Origin of the sequence: Streptomyces sp. NPDC059169, assembly GCF_042755225.1 — a bacterium.
In the GTDB taxonomy this organism is placed as follows: Bacteria; Actinomycetota; Actinomycetes; order Streptomycetales; family Streptomycetaceae; genus Streptomyces.
Window position 1 is genome coordinate 115,640 of the sequence record NZ_JBHZCF010000015.1, and the last position, 14,776, is coordinate 130,415.

At 71.4% G+C, this 14,776-nt stretch carries 14 protein-coding genes and 1 pseudogene; 7 read left to right on the top strand and 8 right to left on the bottom strand.

The genetic code is table 11. The features are described from left to right. Positions 1 to 46 precede the first annotated feature (46 nt). The 3 genes from ACFXOM_RS25785 to ACFXOM_RS25795 are packed head-to-tail and all read left to right on the top strand — an operon-like array spanning position 47 to position 2,949. Entirely contained in the window at positions 47 to 883 is an 837-nt protein-coding gene (locus ACFXOM_RS25785; protein WP_384942095.1) for a YndJ family protein, read from the top strand. Positions 884 to 933: 50 nt separating this feature from the next. Continuing rightward, positions 934 to 1,455: a DUF1990 family protein gene (locus tag ACFXOM_RS25790; protein WP_385039491.1), complete on the top strand. Its 522-nt coding sequence runs from the start codon at positions 934 to 936 to the stop codon at positions 1,453 to 1,455. Between the two features lie 60 nt (positions 1,456 to 1,515). Then, on the top strand, positions 1,516 to 2,949 hold the full coding sequence (locus ACFXOM_RS25795; protein WP_385039563.1) for a lipase maturation factor family protein: 1,434 nt from the start codon (positions 1,516 to 1,518) through the stop codon (positions 2,947 to 2,949). 105 nt (positions 2,950 to 3,054) lie between these two features. Here ACFXOM_RS25795 and ACFXOM_RS25800 read toward each other — a convergent pair whose 3' ends face one another. Both ACFXOM_RS25800 and ACFXOM_RS25805 read right to left on the bottom strand, forming a co-directional pair. Beyond that, entirely contained in the window at positions 3,055 to 3,225 is a 171-nt protein-coding gene (locus tag ACFXOM_RS25800; RefSeq protein ID WP_385039494.1) for a hypothetical protein, read from the bottom strand. Between the two features lie 301 nt (positions 3,226 to 3,526). Then, the gene (locus ACFXOM_RS25805; RefSeq protein WP_384942101.1) at positions 3,527 to 5,014 is read right to left on the bottom strand and encodes an SDR family NAD(P)-dependent oxidoreductase; all 1,488 of its coding nucleotides are present in this window, start codon (positions 5,012 to 5,014) and stop codon (positions 3,527 to 3,529) included. Between the two features lie 237 nt (positions 5,015 to 5,251). Between ACFXOM_RS25805 and ACFXOM_RS25810 the strand changes: the two genes are divergently transcribed. From ACFXOM_RS25810 to ACFXOM_RS25820, 3 genes are all read left to right on the top strand, one after another. Then, the gene (locus ACFXOM_RS25810) at positions 5,252 to 6,049 is read left to right on the top strand and encodes a serine/threonine protein kinase (protein WP_384942103.1); all 798 of its coding nucleotides are present in this window, start codon (positions 5,252 to 5,254) and stop codon (positions 6,047 to 6,049) included. 108 nt (positions 6,050 to 6,157) lie between these two features. Then, the gene (locus tag ACFXOM_RS25815) at positions 6,158 to 7,681 is read left to right on the top strand and encodes a serine/threonine-protein kinase (protein WP_384946959.1); all 1,524 of its coding nucleotides are present in this window, start codon (positions 6,158 to 6,160) and stop codon (positions 7,679 to 7,681) included. Between the two features lie 110 nt (positions 7,682 to 7,791). Beyond that, a complete protein-coding gene (locus ACFXOM_RS25820) occupies positions 7,792 to 8,130 on the top strand; it encodes an SH3 domain-containing protein (RefSeq protein ID WP_384942107.1) in 339 nt (112 codons plus the stop codon). Positions 8,131 to 8,473: 343 nt separating this feature from the next. Here ACFXOM_RS25820 and ACFXOM_RS25825 read toward each other — a convergent pair whose 3' ends face one another. Together ACFXOM_RS25825 and ACFXOM_RS25830 are read right to left on the bottom strand one after the other, a co-directional pair. Then, complete coding sequence (locus tag ACFXOM_RS25825; RefSeq protein WP_385039566.1) at positions 8,474 to 9,157, bottom strand: (2Fe-2S)-binding protein; 684 nt, start codon at positions 9,155 to 9,157, stop codon at positions 8,474 to 8,476. A 424-nt stretch (positions 9,158 to 9,581) separates the two neighbouring features. Then, positions 9,582 to 10,829: a peptidoglycan DD-metalloendopeptidase family protein gene (locus ACFXOM_RS25830; RefSeq protein ID WP_385039497.1), complete on the bottom strand. Its 1,248-nt coding sequence runs from the start codon at positions 10,827 to 10,829 to the stop codon at positions 9,582 to 9,584. Positions 10,830 to 11,060: 231 nt separating this feature from the next. On the opposite strand from ACFXOM_RS25830, the gene gndA reads away from it, so the two are divergent. After that, positions 11,061 to 12,503, top strand: coding sequence for an NADP-dependent phosphogluconate dehydrogenase (gene gndA / locus ACFXOM_RS25835; protein ID WP_384942111.1), 1,443 nt, complete (start codon positions 11,061 to 11,063; stop codon positions 12,501 to 12,503). Between the two features lie 281 nt (positions 12,504 to 12,784). On the opposite strand, the gene ACFXOM_RS25840 is transcribed toward gndA, so the two are convergent. The 4 genes and pseudogenes from ACFXOM_RS25840 to ACFXOM_RS25855 form a co-directional block, all read right to left on the bottom strand. After that, positions 12,785 to 13,504 carry an aspartate/glutamate racemase family protein gene (locus tag ACFXOM_RS25840; protein ID WP_385039499.1) on the bottom strand — a complete coding sequence of 240 codons (720 nt, stop codon included), beginning with the start codon at positions 13,502 to 13,504 and terminating at the stop codon, positions 12,785 to 12,787. Further along, positions 13,501 to 13,839, bottom strand: a complete 339-nt coding sequence (locus tag ACFXOM_RS25845; protein WP_384942114.1) for an N-acetyltransferase — start codon at positions 13,837 to 13,839, stop codon at positions 13,501 to 13,503. The genes ACFXOM_RS25840 and ACFXOM_RS25845 overlap by 4 nt, the downstream gene beginning before the upstream one ends. Before the next feature lie 33 nt (positions 13,840 to 13,872). Then, a complete protein-coding gene (gene panD / locus ACFXOM_RS25850) occupies positions 13,873 to 14,304 on the bottom strand; it encodes an aspartate 1-decarboxylase (RefSeq protein WP_384946953.1) in 432 nt (143 codons plus the stop codon). 287 nt (positions 14,305 to 14,591) lie between these two features. Beyond that, positions 14,592 to 14,696 (bottom strand): annotated as a pseudogene (locus ACFXOM_RS25855) (helix-turn-helix domain-containing protein); the annotation flags it as partial. Between the last annotated feature and the right edge of the window lie 80 nt (positions 14,697 to 14,776).

Consider the following 14,776-nt stretch of genomic DNA (forward strand, 5'->3'; position numbering starts at 1 on the left):
TCGGACCGGGAAAGAATTGAACACGTTCAAACAAGGGGGGCTCTCCATGACCGTTCTGGTCAACGTGATCGTGATGCTGGGCATGCTGGTGGTCGTGCCCGTCGGCCTCCGCCTCGTCGGCACACCCGCGCCGATGGCGCTCCGCCGGCTGTGGCCACTCCTCGCCCTGCCTGGCGCGGTATCCCTCTGGCTTCCCCGCGGCCCCGCCGCCACCGCCCTGGCCGCAGCGTACGCACTGGCCACGGTCGCCCTCGCACTGCACGCGGCGACACGGCTACGGAAGGCCGTGGAAGACGGCCTCACCCCCGCCGAGGTCGCCGTACTCACGGCCCTGAGCGCGCCTGCGGTCGCCGCGACCGCTCTGGTGGCGGAAAGGGCCGGCCACCGCCTCTTCGGCTTCGATCTGGAGATCCTGGCGCTGACCGTGCCCCACTTCCACTTCGCGGGATTCGCCGCGGCACTGGTGGCAGGGCTCGTCTGTCGCGGGGCCGACGGGCCGGCGGGGCGCTTCGCCGCGCTCAGCGTCCCCGTCGGCACGCTCCTCGTCCTCCTCGGCTACTTCGTCGACGACTGGGCGGAGCTGGTGGGCGCACTCGTGCTCACCGCGGGGATGTGGACCATCGCCGCGCTCACCTGGCAGGAGGTGCGCACCCGCGGCACCGAACGGCCGACCCGCCTCCTGCTCGCGGTGTCCGCGGTCGTCCTGGCGGTGACGATGCTGCTCGCGCTCAGTTGGGCGGTGGGCGAGGCGACGGGCCTCCCCCACCCGAACCTCACCTGGATGGCCTCGACCCACGGCCTCGCCAACGCCCTGGGGTTCGCACTCTGCTCGCTGTTGGCCAGGTACCGGCTCAGCCAGGACGCCACAACCCACAACCCGTAGCCCGAGAACCCCACGACACCGAACACCCCACACCCGCAGGAGACCGCACCATGCGCACACCCACATCGACCCTGACCTACCCGGAGACCGGCGCGACCCGTCTCGACCGCCTCCCGGACGGCTACCACCACCTCCATCACCGCACCCGAGTCGGCAGGGGCCGCGCCGCCTTCGAAGCCGCGGCGACGGCGGTCACCACCTGGCAGATGCACCGGGCCACCGGCGCACGGGTGCGGGCCGGCTCTCCGCACGCCGAACCGGGGACGGCCGTCGAGCTGTCGGTCGGCATCGGCCCGTTCCGGTTCCACGCACCCTGCCGGGTGGTCTGGACGGAGCACGAGTGGGAACGCACCGGCTTCGCCTACGGCACCACCGACGGTCACCCGGAGCGCGGCGAGGAGTCCTTCACCGTGGAACTGCGGGACGACGACTCCGTCTGGTTCACCGTGACAGCTTTCAGCACGCCCGCGCGCTGGTACACGCGGGCCGCGGGGCCACTCGTACCGCTGTTGCAGCGGATGTACGCGCGACGGCTGGGCGCCGCGCTACGGCGAATCGTGGCGGCGGGCTGATACTGGAAAGGGGCACGAGGGGGGAGGCAGCCGGAGGAACACCCGATGGAGTCGTCCGCTATGGAGTGGTTCACGGCACCCGACTACTGGCTGAGCCGGCTCGTGTTCCAACGCGCCCTGGCCGTCGTCTACCTCGTGGGCTTCCTCGGGACGGCGCTGCAGTTCCGCGCACTCATCGGCACCCGAGGCATGCTCCCCGTGCCCGCATACGTCCGATCCGTCCCGATGCGTCGGGCGCCGAGCCTCTTCCAACTCCACTACTCGGACCGTTTCTTCGCCGGATGCGCCTGGACGGGCGTGGTGCTCGCGGGCGGGCTGGTGGGAGGCGCGGCCGACCGCCTGCCGCTGTGGACCGCCATGCTGTGGTGGGCCGTGCTGTGGGGGCTGTACCTGTCGATCGTCAACGTCGGCCAGACCTGGTACGCCTTCGGATGGGAGTCGCTGCTCCTGGAGACGGGCTTCCTCGCGATCTTCCTGGGGAACGAGCGGGCGGGTCCGCCCGTGCTGGTGCTGTGGCTGCTGCGCTGGCTGCTCTTCCGCGTGGAGTTCGGCGCAGGGCTGATCAAGATCCGCGGCGACGCCTGCTGGCGCCGGCTGACCTGCCTGTACTTCCACCACGAGACCCAGCCCATGCCCGGCCCGCTGAGCTGGTTCTTCCATCACCTGCCGGGGCCGCTGCACCGGATGGAGGCGGGAGCCAACCACATCACCCAACTGCTGGTGCCGGTGCTGCTGTTCACCCCGCAGCCCGTCGCCAGCGTGGCCGCAGGGTTGATCGTGGCGACCCAGCTGTGGCTGGTCCTGTCGGGGAACTTCTCCTGGCTGAACTGGCTGACGATCGCGCTGGCGCTGTCCGCCGTGGACTTCTCATCCCGTTCCGGGCCCCGTCCGCTGCCCGCCGCGCCCCTCTGGTACGAGGTCCTCGTGATCGCGGTGACCGCGCTCGTGCTGGCGCTCAGCTACCGCCCGGCGCGCAATCTGCTCTCCCGGCACCAGGCGATGAACCGCTCCTTCGACTCCCTCCACCTGGTCAACACCTACGGGGCGTTCGGAACGGTGGGGCGGGTCCGGCTGGAAGTCGTGGTGGAGGGCACGGACGCGTCGGTACCGGGTCCCGGCGCGATCTGGCGCGAGTACGGATTCCACGGCAAACCGGGTGATGTCCGGCGCATGCCCCGGCAGTTCGCCCCGTACCACCTGCGCCTCGACTGGCTGATGTGGTTCGCCGCGTTGTCCCCGGCGTACGCCCGATCCTGGTTCGGCGGTTTCGTCGAACGACTGCTCGACAACGATCGTGACACCCTGCGACTCCTGCGCCACAACCCCTTCCCCGACACGCCGCCCCGCTTCGTCCGGGCCCGGCTCTACCACTACGAATTCACGGATTGGCCCGGACTGAGGACCACGGGGGCCTGGTGGCAACGGCGCTACCTGCGCGACTTCCTCCCCCCAACCCGCCTGGACACCACCGGCGCACCGGCCGAACGGGCGTGAGGCGACACATCACCCATAGGGTCGACCCGCACCGCGGGCCACGGTGGACGGCCGTACCCCCCGACCCTTCGGGGATCGGGGGGTACGCGTCGGTCCGGCAGCCGGCTAGTCGATACCGGGCAGGATGTGGGGCTCCGCGAGGTCGTCCTCGTATCCGGCCAACCGGATCGGTGCCGACCTGGCCCAGACCTCGAGGCTGCCGAGTTCGTCGTGGCGCCCGGCTCGTTCGCTCCGGCCGGCCGGCAAAGGTTCCTGCTTCGTCATTTCGGGTGTCACCGCGCACTCCTCTGCGTCGCGCAACAGGGGGACAAGGGCGTTTCGGTCGCGGTGGCGCCGTTCCTAGGCGGGATCGCGGACCGTGGTTGCGGGCCTGTCCCACGGCGGCCGAGGGGGTTTCGTGGGCCCTTGGTGGCCGTCCGTTCGCTCCAGACTAACCAAATGAGCGCCCATACGCTCGATGGCGAGCGTCACATCGGGTGGTTCTGTAGAGGAAGACCCGCTGAGATGACGGCCCATCGGGTAAGGCGAACCCCCGTGCAGCCATGGGCCACCCGGGGGATGCATGCGTCCGAACGGGTTACCAGTTCGCCGGCGCGTAGTCCTTCAGGAAACATCCGTAGAGGTCCTCGCCCGCCTCACCGCGTACGACCGGGTCGTACACCCGTGCGGCCCCGTCGACCAGGTCGAGCGGGGCGTGGAAGCCCTCGGCCGCCAGACGAATCTTGTCCGGGTGCGGACGCTCGTCGGTGATCCAGCCGGTGTCGACCGCGGTCATCAGGATGCGGTCGGCCTCGAACATCTCCTGGGCGCTGGTGCGGGTCAGCATGTTCAGCGCAGCCTTGGCCATGTTGGTGTGCGGGTGTCCCGCCCCCTTGTAACCGCGACCGAAGACGCCCTCCATCGCCGAGACGTTCACGACGTACTTGCGCTCTGCGGGGGACGCGGCCATCGCCTGGCGGAGACGGCTGATCAGGATGAACGGCGCCGTCGAGTTGCACAGCTGCACCTCGAGGAGCTCGACGGGGTCGACCTCGGAGACGGTCTGGATCCAGCTGTTGCTGTCGTGCAGGTCGGGCACGAGGCCACCGGCGTCGATGGCGGTGCCCGCTTCGATGCGGGCGAGCGACGCCGATCCGGGGACCAGCGCGAGGTCGGTGACCTCCTGCGCGGTCAAGCCCTCCGCACGGGGAGCGGGCAGAGCGGCCATCCGGTCCACGCCGCCGCTACCGAAGGTGCCGATCACCTCGGCGGCCGGCAGTTCGCCCGCGGGGAGCGGAGCGCTCTCGGCGGTGACCAGCTCGCTGTACGCGTGTTGGGAGCGGCGCACGGTCTGCGCTGCGTTGTTGATCAGGATGTCGAGCGGGCCTTCCGCGGCGACCGAGTCGGCGAGGGCGACGACCTGGGCGGGATCGCGCAGATCGATTCCGACGATCTTGAGGCGGTGGATCCACTCGTCGCTGTCCGGCATCGCCTTGAAACGACGTATGGCGTCATTGGGGAAGCGGGTGGTGATGGTGGTGTGCGCGCCGTCGCGGAGCAGCCGCAGCGCGATGTACATGCCGATCTTGGCACGTCCGCCGGTGAGCAGTGCCCGACGGCCGGTGAGGTCGGTACGGGCGTCCCGACGGGCCCGGTTCTCAGCGGCGCACTTCTGGCACAGCTGGTGGTAGAACGCGTCGACCTCGACGTACCGGGTCTTGCAGATGTAGCAGGACCGCGGACGCTGGAGCACGCCGGCGATCTCGCCCACCACGGAGGAGGAGGGCAGCAGCCCCTGCGTCTCGTCGTCGATACGCTCGGCGGACCCGGTGGCCGTGGCCTCGGTGACCGCCTTGTCGTGGGCGGTCTTGGCGGCCCGACGCTCCTGGCGGCGGCGCTGCTTCACGGTCCGGTAGATCCCCGCGGTGGCACGGCGGACCGTGATCGCGTCGGGGTGGTCGACCTCGAGCCGATCGAGCTCCTCGAGGACGCTCAGGCAGACGGCCAGGCGCTCCGGGTCGATGCCCGGCCCGTACTCCTGGTCGGGCCCGCACGTTCGGCCCGGGCCGTCCTGTGTCACCGTCATCGCCGCTGCCGTTCCGTTCCTGTGACCGTTTGGGGATTCCAAAACGGGGATTCCAAAAGCGGAACTTTACGTCAGCGGGGACCGCCTACGCCAAACCGCGTACCCGCAGCGGTCACCCACCGGGGCGGAGGATCGAGCCCGGAGACCCGCGGATCGTCACCCTGCGTCGCCCGCACGACCACACGGAGCGACATCCACCCGGTAGAATGTCGACGCTCATCACGGGGGAGACGCAACATGGACACCGTCATCGTGCAATTGCCCGAACGTCAGGCCGAAAGGCGGTCCGTACGTGACGGCGGAAGGCCCGCGAACCGACCGCAGAAACCCCGGCTGCTGAAACTGGGTCCGGGAAACACGGCGGAATTCGGTCGGGGCGCACCGGATGCCCCTGCACCCGTGACCTTGGACGATCCCGGCGTGTCACGGCGGGCCGGACAGATCACGGCGGCCGAGGACTACTGGAGACTTTCGAATTTCAGCCGGACGGCTACCTATGTCGTCGAAAACCTCGAGGGCGCCGGCGAGCACGTCAAAGTCGCGCCCGGCAGAATCGGTGCCCCCATCCCGTTCGAATTCTCCCGGGTGGTGCTCCCGGCGAGGGACGCGGAAGCAGCGTTCAAGGTGTTCGCACCCGAACACGCCTATATGGACGGTGAGCCGTGGCCCGGGATGGGCGAGCCGACCACGAGCCCGTTCACGCTCGACCCGACGTCCAAGTACTTCCTGGTGCTCCTCGCGCTCTGCGAGCCTCGGCTCCGTCACCGCTCCAGCGGAGCCGTACCCGGTGTCGCCGAGGTGCTGGAGCGGCTGCGGCCGCTCCGGTCCTGTGCGGATCTGACGCGGTCGGCGGTGAACTACCACATCGACTACCTCACGACCGTGAAGCTGCGGCTGCGCGACGAGGCCGAGCAGCCGGGCGGACAGGTGGGCGGCAAGCGCGACGAGCTGGTGTCCTTCGCCCTGCGCTTCGATCTGGTGCGCGAGGAGCACCTCGCACTATTGGCCGGGTCCCCCGAGACGGCGGTGACGTAGGGCAGACGGTTCGGGTCGGGGTCGACCACCCCCGCCTGCAGGGCGCGCCACCGGCGCAGACCTCACGAACGCGACGCGAAAGGGCACACGGGGATGTCTCGCGGAAGCATGCCCTCCATCAGGGTCCCGGTCGGCTACCGGGTCGGGCAGTGGACGGTCAAGGAACCTGTCGGAGCAGGCAGTTGGGGCAGTGTGTACGCCGTCGAGCGCACGGCCGACGGCTCCCCCGCCGCCATCAAGTTCCTCCGTACCGATCTGCTCACCCCGGGTCAACGGACGTCGATGGAGGCGCTCGTCACGGACGAGGTGCGCTTCGCCCTCGAGGCGGACCATCCGCACCTGGTGCGCACGCACACGGTACTCACCGTCCGCGACGAGCTCCGGCCGGAGCTCGACGGTCTCACCGCTCTCGTCATGGACCGGGCCGAACAAAGCCTCCAGGACCTGCTCGCCGGCGGCGCCGGCCGGCCGGCGCCGCGGGCCCGGCAAGTGCTGCGCGACGTGGCCGCCGGCCTTGCACACCTCCACGCCCGTGGCCGGATCCACGGCGACCTGAAACCCGCCAACGTCCTGCTCGGTCCCCGAGGTGCCGTGTGGCTGGCGGACTTCGGCCTCACCGCCGAGTTGGAGGGCACGCACGCCTATGTGCTCCCCCTCGGATCCCTCGACCACGTACCGCCCGAGTGGTGGACCGAACGCACCGGGTTCCGCGGGACGAAGCTGCGCCCGACCGCAGACGTGTGGGCCTTCGGCGTGCTGGCCCACCAGGTGCTCACCGGCGGGCTGCACCCCTTCCCCGGTGCCACCGCGCGGGCGCGAGCGCTCGCCGCCCAGACCTACGCGCGGGGCGGCGCCCGGCTCCGACTCGACGAGACCGTGCCGGAGGAATGGCGGCGGCTGATCGCGGAGTGCCTTCGCCCGGACCACGTCTCACGCTCCCGGCTCACCGCCGGTGAACTGGCCGCCCGCACCGCGCGGTTGTGCCACGTCCCGGACCGCACACCGCGCCGGCGCCCGACGGTGCTCCTGGCAGTGTGCGCGACGCTGCTCACGGCGGCGGCCGGCACGGGCGTGGTGCTCGCCACCGGGGCGGGGGCCGGACCGGAGGACGCGGCAGCGGCGGGCGGCGTACCGGTCCGGCCCGCGACGCCGACCGGCGCGCTCCCGGCGCGGTCGGACATCCCGCCGGCGCTGCGGCCGCACATCGTCAACGCCGCGATGCGCTGCCCCGAGCGCGAAGTGACGCCGGTGCTCATCGCCGCGATGCTCAAGGCGGAGAGCCGGTTCGATCCGGACGCCGTACGGGTGAGGACGAGCAACGGCATCCGCATGCGGGAGTACGGCATCGCCATGTGGACTCCCGAGGTGTTCCGCGCGTGGTCGCTGGACGGCGACGGCGACGGTCGCAAGGACTACATGTCGGCACCGGACGCCATCGCCGCCATGGGCCCGTTCCTGTGCTACCTGGACCAGCAATTCAAGGAGAACGGCCTCACCCAGGACCTGCCCGCCTTGATCGCAGCGGGCTACCGCACCAGCGCCCGGGTGATCACGGAAGAGCGCGGCGTACCGGCGCGCACCCGGCCGTACGTGGCCGAAGTGCAGGAGTACCTCGCCGAGTACTCGCGGTGAAGGGCCACGGCCCTCCCTGACATACGTCAGGTACTGCTCCGGACGCAGACGGCCCATGGTGGATCTCGCAAGGGGAAGTCATCCACCGACCAGGGGAAGGAACGAACGAGATGAAGATGACCGGGTTGAGGAAAGCCCTCACGAGTCTCGCCGTGGCGGTCGCCACCACGGGGGCGGTCGTCGCGACGACCGGCGCCGCCACGGCGTCCGTGCCCACCGCCGTGGGCTCCCACCGGGCAGCTCCGCAGACGGCGCAGACGGTGTGCACCGTGAACGACAACGAGGTCAACTACCGGGGCGGCCCGGGCACCGCCTACCCCGTGCTGGGGCAGGTCAACAGGGGCCAGAAGATGAACGCACGCGGGCAGGAGGGCAGCTGGGTCATGGGCGACCTGTGGGGCGGTCGCACCGGCGTGTGGATCCACGTGGCCTATCTGGACTGCGCCTGACCGCGCCGTCCGCTCCGGCGCCGAGGGGGTTCTGACGACCGACGACCAACCGCTCCGGCCCGCCCCCCACCAGCCCAGGGGCGGGCCGGTCCCCCCACGGGGGAGACGTGGCCGACGCAGAGGCAGGCCGCACCTCCCGCGGGACGCCGGCAGACGGGTCCTGATTCCGGACCGTGCCCGGTCGCGGGGGCCCGCGGACGCGTCGCTTCGCCGATCGTCCGTGGGACCGCAGCGCCGAACCCCCCGCGTGACGCACACCCCGCCCGGGCCTGTGCGCCCACCCGGGGCGGCTCGGGCACGGCCCCGTCGGCCACGACGGTAGAGGCGCCCGTGCACCCGGCCGCTACGGCCGTCGAGGCGGGCGGTCGAAGACGCAGTCGCCGCACAGCCCACCGGCCGGGCACCGGTAGTAGAGACAGCAACTGGTCCTGCGCAGGCCGGGGCCGCTCACCGTGCCGGACAGATCGGGGTGGCTCAGTAGCCCCGCGCTGAGCACCCGGGCCCGGTCGGTCACCTCGGGGCGGCCATGCGCACGCGCCCAGCGCTCGACTTCATGCAGGGCACCGGCGAGCGCCGAACCGGTGTTCCCCCACAACAACCGCGAGGAGATGCGGACGTCGCGGCGCAACGCTGCGGAGAACGGCACGAGATGGCCGTACTGCACGGCTTCACGGATGTGGTCCACCGTGCCGGGGAGGACCCCTTCCGCCGCCCAGCACAGGTCGTCGGGAACCGATGCCCCGGGGTTCCAGTGCAGGGCCCCGGCGTCAGGGTCGGGGAAGACCCCGTGCAGCGCGGCCGGGCCCAGCGCCGTCGACCACAGTCGGGCGGCGAACCCGAGGTGCACGATCGAGGCGGCGACCCTCCGCTCCGGGGTGCGCAGCCGCGCACCGACCCGGTCGATGCGCCCGCTCAACGGCTCGAGGTCCCCTGCGTACAACTGTGCGAGCGGAACGTGGCCGGACCCCGGTCCCCCCTTTCGTACCGCGAAGAAACCACCCATGGAGGCCGACTGGTCCCCATCCACCACGTCTCACCCGTTCCGTCGCGGCACCGACCTGACACGCCGCAGTACCTGCCCGTTCACGAGTCCACCCTGTCATGGATCCGGGGCTTGTCCGGACTTGTTCGGGGGCGTCCGCGAAGCCGCCCCCCTCGTGTGACATCCCGCTCCCCGACCGGTTCCTCGGCCTTGACCGAAGCCGCGTGAACACGCGGAAACGCCGCAGATCTCACAGATCGTCTGGGGCCCGGCCCGCGGGGCGACGGGCCGGCCCGAATCCACCGGCAGTGCGAAGCGGCTGCGAGCGGGCCCGCTCGCGCCACGACCGGGCGCGACAGCCCTGCCGTGCCGTGCCGTTCGTGGCCGCGCCCGTGACGTCACGGCAGCCGCCGACCTCTACGGTGGCGGCTGCCGGCGCGGCCCGGGAACGTAGCCGCTGTGCCGCAGGTCAGATCGTGACGCCACCCGAGCGCAGGTAGGCGAGGGGGTCGACGTCGGAGCCGTACCCCGGCCCCGTACGCACCTCGAAGTGGAGGTGGGGCCCCGTGCTGTTGCCGGTGGAACCCGAACGCCCGATCCGTTGGCCGCTGTTGACCTGCTGACCCTCGCGGACCGCGAGCGCGGACAGATGGGCGTACTGGCTGTACTTGCCGTCACCGTGTCGGATGACGATCTGATAGCCGTACGAACCGGCCCAGCCTGCCGAGACGACCCGCCCGGGAGCCACGGCCTTCACCGACGTGCCGGTGGGCACCGGGAAGTCCACACCCGTGTGGTAGCCGCTCGCCCACGAGGAACCAGCCTTGCGGTACGGGGTACTCGGCCCGGCGGCGACGGGAGCGCTGAAACCCGCCGACCGCGCGGCGCGGTCGCTCCGGCCCTTCTCCGCGGTGTGCCCGGGCTTCGGCTTCGCCGGCGACGGGGTGGCGGACGAGCGGTCCCCGGCTGGTTGCGCCTTCTGCGGGGCCTTCGGTTGTGCGGGGGCCGGACGGGCCGCCGTGACCCGCATGACGAGCCGCTGCCCCGGACGAATCAGGTCCGGATCGTTGCCGACGGTCTTCCTGTTGGCTTCGTACAGCGCCCGCCAACCGCCCTTGACCTGCTGGGACTGCGCGATCGCCGAGAGCGAGTCGCCGCGGGCCACCGTGTAGCTCTCCCGCTGGGTGGGCACGGTGGTCGGGGTTGCGACCTCACGGGCCTGCGGCCGGCGCTCCGGCCGCGTCGTGCTCTTGCTCTTGCTCTTGCTCTTGTCCTTGTTCGTCTCTGCGGCGGCCTGCTTCGCGGGTCGCCGCTCCGGTAACACCTCCGGCGCCGGGCCACCCCGGGTGAGGCCGGCACGCCCCGAACACACCGGCCAGGCGCCGGGCCCCTGCCCTTTCAGCACCTTCTCCGCAACGGCGATCTGCTCGTTCTTGCCCGCCAGGTCGGCACGCGGGGCGTAGGCAGTGCCGCCGTACCCCTCCCACGTCGACTGGCTGAACTGGAGCCCGCCGAAGTAACCGTTGCCGGTATTGACGTGCCAGTTGCCGGTCGACTCGCAAGCCGCGACCTTCTCCCAGACGCCCACCGAGGCGGCGTCCGCCGTGCTCGCGCCCAAAAGGGGCAGCGCCAATCCGGCTCCGCTCGCCGTGACGGTGAGCGAGGCCCTGTTGATACGACTCGGCTGGTGACGGCGGTGTCGTCCACGAACGGCCATGGTCCCCCCTTTGAACGCATCAGCGGCGGCCAAAGCTATTGGCTCGTCACAGACGATGACAAGGGGGTGCGCGAGGCGTTACGGCGCACGGGGCGGGCCGCCGCCCGACGTCGTCCGCGGATCATGCGCCCCGCAGGCGACGCGCAGCGCCATGAACGGCGCACCCGGTGCTCCCGTATTCATACTGGCCATGTGGAAGGGCACTTCCCGACGGACTCCAGGAGCACACGTATGAGTGGTACTGCCCAGATCGGCGTCACCGGGCTCGCGGTGATGGGCCGCAATCTGGCCCGCAACTTCGCCCGCAACGGCTTCACGGTCGCCGTGCACAACCGGACCGTGGCGCGCACGCACGAACTGGTGGAAGCGTTCGGCGGCGAAGGTTCCTTCGTGGCGGCCGAGAGCCCCGAGGACTTCGTGGCGGCGCTGGAGCGCCCACGCCGATTGGTGATCATGGTCAAGGCCGGCGGCCCCACGGACGCGGTCATCGAGGAGTTCGCACCGCTCCTCGAGCCCGGCGACGTCATCATCGACGGCGGCAACGCCCACTTCGCGGACACCCGGCGCCGCGAGCGCGAACTGCGCGAGCGCGGGATCCACTTCGTGGGTGTCGGCATCTCGGGCGGCGAGGAGGGTGCGCTGCACGGGCCGAGCATCATGCCCGGCGGTTCGCCGGAGTCGTACGCGTCGCTCGGGCCGATGCTGGAGAAGATCGCCGCCAAGGCCCCGGACGGCACACCGTGCACCACGCACATCGGCCCCGACGGCGCGGGCCACTTCGTGAAGATGGTGCACAACGGCATCGAGTACGCGGACATGCAGCTGATCGCCGAGGCGTACCACCTGTTGCGCGCGGTCGCCGGATACTCCCCCGGGCAGATCGCCGAGACCTTCCGCAGCTGGAACACCGGCAGGCTCGACTCGTACCTGATCGAGATCACCGCCGAGGTCCTGGCCCACGCGGACGCGGCGACCGGCAAGCCGTTCGTCGACGTCGTCGCCGACCGCGCGGAGCAGAAGGGCACGGGCCGCTGGACCGTGCAGATCGCGCTGGACCTCGGGATCCCGGTCTCCGGTATCGCGGAGGCCGTCTTCGCCCGATCGCTCTCCGGGCACGCCGACCTGCGGGAGGCGTCGCGGTCCTTGCCGGGGCCGACGCCGCGGCCGCTCGGCGAGGAAGAGGCCGCCCGCTTCGCCGGCCAGGTCGAGCAAGCCCTGTACGCCTCGAAGATCGTGTCGTACACCCAGGGATTCCACATGGTCCAGGCCGGCAGCGACGCCTACGACTGGGGCATCGACCCGGGCGCAGTGGCGTCGATCTGGCGCGCGGGGTGCATCATCCGCGCGGCCTTCCTGGACCGGATCCGCGCCGCGTACGACGCGCAGCCCCAACTGCCGAGCCTGCTGTCCGACAAGCAGTTCGCGGAGGAGATCGGCGCCGCGCAGAACGACTGGCGCGCCGTGGTGGCGGCAGCCGCGCACCAGGGCGTGCCCACACCCGGGTTCTCCGCGGCCCTCGCGTACTACGACGCGCTGCGCGCGCAGCGACTGCCCGCGGCCCTGACCCAGGGCCAGCGTGACTTCTTCGGTGCCCACACCTACCGGCGCACCGACCGGGACGGCTCGTTCCACACCATGTGGGGCGGCGACCGGTCGGAGGTGCGCAGCGACTGAGCCCGCTCAGCTGATCGGACCCGGCCCCGGGTCGGGCTCCGGCACGGGATCCGGGCCCGGCGGCTTGGGGACCGGATCCGGTGCGGGGCCCGGCGGCGGCTCCGGAGGGGGTACGGGGCCCGGTGCGGGGCCCGGCCCGGGCACGGGCGGTGGCGGGGGCGCCGGGGGCACGGGCTCGGGCACCGGCGGTCCCGGCTCTGGGCCCGGCGGCGGGGTGGGTACGGGAGGAACGGGATCGGGGTGTGTCATGGCGGGCTCCCGGGGTCGGTCGGCCGTACGGCTCAAGTGTTCCCACGGTGCGGCTGCCCGCGCACGGCGACTCCAGTCTCCCCCTGGCCGACCTGCGGACACCCCGCGGCGGCGGCCGCCGCGGCGAGACCGGTGCGCGGGCTGGTCAGCACGGGCACGCCGGTCCGGACGCGCTCGGCCGCCCCGGCCATGGAAGCCTGCGCGAGAACGATCACCCGGGCGTGCCGGACCCCGTCGACGGCCTGCGCCACCGCGTCCAGGAAACCGTCCTCGTCGCCGGATGCGAACAGCTCCCACGCCCCGTCCACCAGCCGGGTGTCGATGTCCGGGTCGGACGTTCCCGCTTCCTCCCGGATGAGCTCGACCGTGGGTGCGAGGGTGCTCGCGAGTGCCGCGACGACCACGATCCGACGGTGCGCGGCCGCCAGTCGCGCCATGGGGCGGTCGACCCGGACCACGGGCACGCCGACGGCGGCGGCCTGCCGCTCTGCCACCGCGCCGACGGTGGAGCAGGTGCACAACACGGCGTCCGCACCGTGGGCGACGGCAGCGGCGAGTGCCGCGCGTACCTCGTCCGTCACCGCGTCCGGGCCCTCGGCCCGCGCGCGCCGAAGGAGCTCCTCGTCGACCAGGTGCCTCAATCGAAGCCCGGGGTGGTTGTCGTCGCGCAGGGACTCGAAGACCGGGACGTGGACCGGAGCGGTGTGCAGAAGGGCCAAAACGGGCGCCGGCCCCACCTCCCCGACCGTCACGGCCTCGGATGCTGCTTCAGTTGCCGCTCGGCTTCGTGCACCAGCTCGGACGGGGCAGTGGGCACCTCGTCGGGGTGGTGCAGCACCCACGCGGCGGCTTGGGGGCACAGCGTCACGGCCCTCAGTCCGTCATGGGCCGCCGTCGCGTGGAACTCGCGGACCACCGCGCTCCCGATGCCCTTGTCCTCGTCCCCCGGTTCGACGACGTGTACCGCGACGAGTGGTGCGGGCGCGAAGTCCAGCGTGAAGTAGGCGATGCGGCCGGCGAACGCGCCGGCCTCGAGTACCTCCGGCCAGCCTTCCTCTCGGTGGTCGCGGAACACGCGCCCTGCCACGGCGGTCCCCTCGCTCCCGTGTGGCCGGTGGGGTCAGCCCTGGGCGGCGACCGGGACGGCGTGGGGGCTGCTCTGGGTGTCGCTACCGGGAACGGGGCGGGACGGGTCCGAGCCCAGTTCGACGATGCGGTTGGCGGCATCGACGTGCACGACCCCGGGCACCAGGGCGCGCGCTTCCGCATCGTCGACCTGGGCGTAGCTGATGAGGATCACCAGGTCCCCGGGGTGGACGAGATGGGCCGCCGCGCCGTTGATGCCGATGACTCCGGATCCGCGCTCGCCCTCGATGACGTAGGTCTCCAACCGCGCGCCGTTGGTGATGTCGACGATGTGGACGAGCTCTCCGGGGAGCAGGTCCGCGGCATCCATCAGATCCGCGTCGACGGTGACGGAACCGACGTAGTGGAGATCGGCCTGTGTCACGGTGGCCCGGTGGATCTTGGACTTGAACATGGTACGCAGCACTTGGACTCCTAGAAAACGGCTCCCCGCCGGCTTTCTGCAGGTCAGGGGCGTCGCTCACTGTACATCGGCATGCGTTCGACTTGAAGATCTTCCATGACATCGTGTGCCGCGGCGAGCGGGCTTCGCACCTGCGCGAAACGAGCTGCCGCGAAGCCGTCGGCCGGGAGCATGTACGGAAGACCGCCCAGGTCCGACACTGATGGGAGGCCGACCTACCTGATGGATGGTCAGGTAGGTCGAGAGGTCCAGAGCAAGTTGCTGCTGACCGAAGGCCATGAAGTGCATCCCTGCCACCTCGCCCACCAGTTGTCCACGGCCCGGACCGACACCTTGAACACGGCCGCAGCCTCCGCCCTGTCCCGCCCCTCTACGAGCGCGGACACCGCCGGCAACCGCACAGCCTCCTGCGCGTCCGGCGACCACGCCCGAGCATCCAGGCCAGGGCCCGATCGTGGCACCGTGGCCCACAGAG